Annotated in this window: 4 protein-coding genes; 1 reads left to right on the top strand and 3 read right to left on the bottom strand. The window is 40.6% G+C overall.

The features are described from left to right. Positions 1-515: 515 nt before the first annotated feature. Both I2484_RS20710 and I2484_RS20705 read right to left on the bottom strand, forming a co-directional pair. The gene (locus tag I2484_RS20710) at positions 516-944 is read right to left on the bottom strand and encodes a VOC family protein (RefSeq protein ID WP_207152946.1); all 429 of its coding nucleotides are present in this window, start codon (positions 942-944) and stop codon (positions 516-518) included. Between the two features lie 232 nt (positions 945-1,176). Next, positions 1,177-1,941 (bottom strand): hypothetical protein, encoded by a 765-nt coding sequence (locus I2484_RS20705; protein ID WP_207152945.1) that lies wholly within the window; start codon positions 1,939-1,941, stop codon positions 1,177-1,179. A gap of 502 nt (positions 1,942-2,443) precedes the next feature. Between I2484_RS20705 and sda the strand changes: the two genes are divergently transcribed. Continuing rightward, positions 2,444-2,584, top strand: a complete 141-nt coding sequence (gene sda, locus I2484_RS20700) for a sporulation histidine kinase inhibitor Sda (RefSeq protein WP_207152944.1) — start codon at positions 2,444-2,446, stop codon at positions 2,582-2,584. 100 nt (positions 2,585-2,684) lie between these two features. On the opposite strand, the gene I2484_RS20695 is transcribed toward sda, so the two are convergent. Next, positions 2,685-4,070 (bottom strand): S41 family peptidase, encoded by a 1,386-nt coding sequence (locus I2484_RS20695; protein ID WP_207152943.1) that lies wholly within the window; start codon positions 4,068-4,070, stop codon positions 2,685-2,687. Positions 4,071-4,417: the final 347 nt, after the last annotated feature.

The raw sequence follows: 4,417 nt of genomic DNA, 5'->3' as shown, positions 1-4,417 counted from the left end.
TAAGAAAAGCGCAAGCGCCTGGTAGACCCGACAAGCGCTGGAGGGCCTTAAGAGAAAGGCGCTTTTTGCCTTTAACTTAAGGACTGAAGCGACTCGAGGGGCTAGGCGCTGCAGTCTAGACAATAAGAAAAGCGCAAGCGCCTTGGTAGACCCGATAAGCGCTGAAGTCTAGAAAATAAAAAAAACGCAAGGCACTTTGAAGTGTGCGCATTGCGTTTGTCATCATGTGACAGCTTGTAGGAATTAACTTTTCCTTGAAATAAAAAAGAAAAAACCCATAAAGAAGGAGTGAGCCGCCAAAATTGTATCTTTGGCGGCCATTCTCCAGATAAGAAGCCTACTATTGTTTCGTCCCCAAAAGCATTAGCACTTCGTGTATTAGTGCCTTAGGAGGGCTTCGGTACCGGTATAGGAATCGTACAGTCCAATGCAATCAAAAGGCTACCGTACGAGAAGCGTCTAGTGTTTGATGAAGTTGTTTTCTGGTTGCTTTTGGTTGATCAACACGTGTTAAATCACATGAACGTTTCTCCATTGTCGTAATTAAATTGCCACTCAATTCCAAACTTGTCCGTTAGTTGGCCGTAGCATTTGCTCCAAAACGTTTCTTGAAGTTCCATAGCTACGTTTCCGCCTTCTTTCAAGTTATTAAATACAGATTTAATTTCATCCAAATCTGTACTAACAAACGCAAGGCTTATGTTGTTTCCTTCAATAAAAGGCATTCCAGGAAAGACATCCGAAAACATCACGTTACTCCCACTAATGTTCAGTCGAGTATGCATAACCAACTCTTTCGCTTCTTCCGGAAGTGGATATTCAGGATTTGGCGGTGTTTCTCCGAAAGTCATAATTTTTGGTGCTTCTGTTCCAAAAACCTCTGCATAGAAATTCACCACTTCACGACAATTCCCATTAAAATTAAGATAAATATCAATAGCCATTATCTCCACTCCCTCAATATAATTAAGTATCAGAACAAATCAATTGTCTCATTATACTAACACTTTAATCGCGTAACTGTCATGCGCGACGACAAGAAGGGGCGGCGGCTGGGTTGCTGTATATTCGGAACTCGTTGGTTGTTTTGCAAAGTCTAGCCCAAGAACTATAAAAAAGCAGCAGCCTAAACCTCTAACTGGTTTAGGGTGCTGCTTTTTAACCGTTTTCAATTCACTAAGTGACTGTCATCCGGCGAATTAACAAGTCGAGGATTAAAGAACCTTCCAATAGATAAAGATAGATAGAAAAAGCAATTCCAAAAACAACAATATAGGCGATGACACAATACAGTGGATCAATGCCCGCTTCTTCTTTGGTCAATAACTTAATGAGGATATACAGCGGTACGACGAAAAACGCTAATAGGAGTGCGAATGATAGAAGGAAGTTACTATAGGTGTATGCTTTTAAAAGGAGCAAAATAAAGGAAATCAATACGAGGAATGTGGATGGGATAAGCTGCGTTCCGTAAATGCCAGCGATACTTTTGAATGAGTGCTCAGAACCGAGATACTTAATTGTCAGGAACAATGAAGCGATGATAATTACTGTGCTGATAAAGACAAATAATAATGAACTACCAATCACCGAGGTAAATGACAGTTCGTACGAAGCATCGAGAAATGGCGATGGTACACGTTTCATGAAGGTAAATAAAACTAGGCCAATAATAAATGCCATAATTACACTAGTTATTAGGCCATTCGAAAACTCCTTTTCGCCTTGTTTAAGCGCTAGAGAAGGATGCTTCAAATAGTTCAAGAAATAGTTCCAGTACTTATTAGATGCATCTTTAACCTTTTCAATGTATTTAGTTGATTGTAGGCCGGATTTTCCAGCTGACCGACTTCTCGTAAGTAAATTGTCTCCCAAAGCTTTTCCACAAATCGCACAGAACTTACCTTCACTTTGTTGATGTCCACAATTCACGCAGTGCAATCTATCCCCTCCTATTGTCAGTCGTTGATAAAGGTAATCTGCAATCAGAGGGAATTTTCTTCATCCCCACCGATTGTTAGTTTAACCATTCGGGCTATTACAGGCAGTTGATGCGGGATAAAACTTCACTTTCAACAACATCATTAAACTATTCTATTCCTTCAACTCACCTTTTTATTCCCACTAGGCTCCATTTACAGCAATTAACAGTAAATTCATTAGAAAACCCAAAAAATGTTTCGACAAATTCCGCAGTTTTTACATCTGTGGATAAAGTTGCTAACGTTATACCTACCATTCACTATGCATTGGTAGCCATTGCAAACATGTTAACCACAGCTTATCCACCACCGGCTGTGGATAAAGGAACGGTTGTTCCCAACCCTAATCTTTGGTAGATTAAAGGTACAACCTTGTTACGTACTATTTTATGCGTGCACGTTTTACTTTAGTACACATAAACTATAATTTATAATCTAAACGATTGGAGGTGGAAACCCAGATGAATAAACTACCTGATGACTTGTTGATTGAATCCTATTTCAAAGCAAAAGACATCAAACTATGCCCACACTTTATTCAATTATTAGAAGCGGAAATTCGTCGACGCTCTTTACATTATAAAGTTCAAATTTCTTCTTGATTTTGCAAGTGCTCTTAACATGGATTTTTCATCCTACAAAAAAGCACCAGGTTACACCCGACTTAGTATTTCTTAAAGTCGATGAAAACCCGGTGCTTACTTATTTAACCGATACTTCTAAGTATACGCCCTGTTTCATCGGTTTATTTTGCGTATTTTTATAATGTGGATGAATCACAAGTACATATCTACTTCCCGCCATCAATGGTTTATTCGGAACGACCGTAATTGTAGTTGCATTTACAACCTTTATAGAAGCCGCGATCTCTTGTCCTCCCAATTGGATAAGTTGAACCGTTGCTTTATCGCTATTTTGCCAATTCATTGTGGTATTCATTTCAACCGTAAACTTCTTGCTTACGGGGACATTCACAAGTTCAGGAAGCTGTTTGTATCCCTTCAACTTTTTAATTAACTGATCATGATGGGACACTTCGAGCTCAGCCTCTTTTTTCGTTATGACGTCTGGCTTAACACCCACTTTATCCACAGATTGCCCGCCCGGCGAATAAAATCTTGCAGTCGTCATCTTCAACACACTACCATCATCAAATCCGTACATCGCTTGCATCGTGCCTTTACCGTAGCTCGTTTGACCGTATAACGTAGCCGTTTTCTGCTCTTTCACTGCCGCAGAGACCATTTCTGAAGCACTCGCACTGTATTCATTAATCAAAACATGCGTCGGTCCCTTAAACTTTCTGGGTTGACTAGTCGACGGATAAGTCATCGGCTTACTGTTCTTTTCCCTTAATTGAAATGCGTTGACTGTATTTGGAAAGAATCCTGCAATGTCCTGTGCAGCTGTTATGTAACCGCCACCGTTGTTACGCAAATCAACGATCCATCCATCTGCACCATTTAAAGATTGAATGGCTTTGTTCATTTCTTTCGAGGATTCCATCGCAAAACTGTTCAATTTAATGTAGGCAATATTACCGCCGAGCATTTCAAATTCAACATTTGGCAGTGTAATTTCTTCCCGCGTAATTTTTGTCGTGATGGGAGCTTGTTGACCAATACGTTTAATTGTTACTGTAACCATTGTTTTTTCGTCTCCGCTAATTAACGATATTGCAGTCTGAATCGACTTTCCTACGATGCTTTTCCCGTTTACATTTGTGATCACATCGCCAGGCTGTACTTTCGCTCGCGCAGCAGGTCCACCCTGAATTACCGATATGACTTTGACACCTTTCAAATCCTCTTCAAGCACAACACCGATCCCAACAATTCGCTGCTCAATCCCATTTACGAAACCTTGGTACTCCTTCGCACTCATATAGATGGAATGGGGATCTAGCTGTTTTGTAATCTCCTTAACTGAGCCCTTAGACAACACCGATTCCGGCACGTCATCGACATAGTAATCACGCACCAATTGGCGAATTTCATCAAGCGGTGCTTCTGACGCGGACGTTACCTGCGGAAGAAATACGAATAGCATAGCAACTAATAACATAAATGATTTTAGGCTTGTCCTCATGCTGATGAATCCCTCCTCTTCATTTCAACTTTCTTCTAGTATACGCCTTTCGTTGATTGGCTCCAAGGTAAATCAAAAGTATTCAGAGTACTTTGTAAGTAGTGCCCGATTTGACTCATATATGTTGATATAACCAAACACTAGGTGCTCCAAGTACAGTTGCCTTTAGATCGCTTTGAATGGAACGACTTCTATAACATTACCGAGATATCTTAAACTACAGGGATGCGACCTCGTCGCATCCCTGTAGTTTTTGTGCGCCCAGCATGGGCGTAATCTATAGGGTGGAAGTCCCGAACTGTGAAGGTAGAAGTAACAGTTAGCTTAACGCAAGGGTGTCCATGGCG

The organism is Sporosarcina sp. E16_8 (assembly GCF_017347095.1).
In the GTDB taxonomy this organism is placed as follows: domain Bacteria; phylum Bacillota; class Bacilli; order Bacillales_A; family Planococcaceae; genus Sporosarcina.
The sequence above is the reverse complement of the archived record's forward strand: the minus strand, read 5'-3'. Positions and strand labels throughout refer to the sequence as shown.

Excerpts from the sequence above, each read along its gene's own strand:
- I2484_RS20710 (WP_207152946.1), bottom strand. The coding sequence starts at position 944 with ATGGCTATTGATATTTATCTTAATTTTAATGGGAATTGTCGTGAAGTG.
- sda (WP_207152944.1), top strand. The coding sequence starts at position 2,444 with ATGAATAAACTACCTGATGACTTGTTGATTGAATCCTATTTCAAAGCA.
- I2484_RS20695 (WP_207152943.1), bottom strand. The coding sequence starts at position 4,070 with ATGAGGACAAGCCTAAAATCATTTATGTTATTAGTTGCTATGCTATTC.